1 protein-coding gene and 1 pseudogene are annotated in these 1,070 nt (G+C 60.3%); one reads left to right on the top strand and one right to left on the bottom strand.

Annotation, left to right across the window (positions count from 1 at the left end; genetic code table 11):
• A pseudogene (locus RMCB_RS36440) lies at positions 1–120 on the top strand (IS21-like element helper ATPase IstB); the annotation flags it as partial.
• Between the two features lie 338 nt (positions 121–458).
• Here RMCB_RS36440 and RMCB_RS05240 read toward each other — a convergent pair.
• Entirely contained in the window at positions 459–782 is a 324-nt protein-coding gene (locus RMCB_RS05240; RefSeq protein WP_062827946.1) for a hypothetical protein, read from the bottom strand.
• Positions 783–1,070: the final 288 nt, after the last annotated feature.

Below are 1,070 nucleotides of genomic sequence, written 5' to 3'. Positions count from 1 at the left end.
CTCCTGCACCGATCCGTAGTCATCAACCTCGACGGCGAGTCCTACCGACTACGCGACCACCACGCCTCCACCGACACCCTCCGCCGAGCCACCACCGGCACCCGCCAACCACTACACTGACCGCTGCTCACAGGTGAGGAATTTCAACGAGCACACCTGGGGACTTTCGACGAGCGCGATCAGTCATATCCGGCCCACCCGTACAACACCGATCTTCGAGCGATCCACCACATAGGCACGGTATCGATGGCAGCCGATGGATTGACTGCGCCACGCCGACTTCGAGCGAGCTCGGCCCTCCCCATCTCGGAGACGCGGGCACTATCGATTCGAATGCCCTGGGTTGGCAAATCTGACGTTCTCGGTTTCTCCAAGAACGCAGGAAAACACCCGGGCAAACACACGGCGATAGCGCCAAGGAGCGAAGTTGCTGAGTGCGATGCCTTACTGGCGACGCGTTACTCCGATGAGTCTTGGCCGGTCTTGTCTTCGTCTTCAGCCGAGGCGGCTGATGCAGGAGAAGCGGCGGCCGGCAAACCAGTAACGCTTGAGCCTCTAAAGCGCTTTGTGATCTTCCGGACGGCCTGACCGACCGTGATGATGAGCGAGGCGTCGCCGCCAACCTCGAACACCGTCCGGACAATTTCGACCGCTTCCGGCAAGTTCCTCTGTTCAGTCGACGGTTCATAGTCGACAGAGGTCACGCCCTGAGTCTTCAGTTCCTGCGCAAGGGCACCTTCAGTACCGGCGGGTCCTTCGTAGGTGAAGCGGAAGGATTCCATCCCGCGAGCCAATCACAGTCCGATGCCTAAGTACAGCGAGGGCTGATGCGTTGGCGGGTTGTTTGGGGCAGAGAAGCACGCCCGGCAGATAGACGGCCAACCCCATTCTTGATGTCATTAGACGTGCGGCCGCACCCCCAACCACGTCCGGATCAGTGAGGAGCGTCAGTTGTGAGCAGGATTGGCGAGTCCCCGTTTCTGAGTCCACCCGGTTTTAGAGTCGGGTTTGTTGGATCTGGATTCAGTTGATCTCGCAGGCCACCGGGGTGTGGGTGCACCTGCAGGCCG

The sequence above is a fragment of the Mycolicibacterium brisbanense genome, assembly GCF_001570425.1.
GTDB classification, from domain to species: Bacteria; Actinomycetota; Actinomycetes; order Mycobacteriales; family Mycobacteriaceae; genus Mycobacterium; species Mycobacterium brisbanense.
The sequence above is the reverse complement of the archived record's forward strand: the minus strand, read 5'-3'. Positions and strand labels throughout refer to the sequence as shown.

Excerpts from the sequence above, each read along its gene's own strand:
- RMCB_RS05240 (WP_062827946.1), bottom strand. The coding sequence starts at position 782 with ATGGAATCCTTCCGCTTCACCTACGAAGGACCCGCCGGTACTGAAGGT.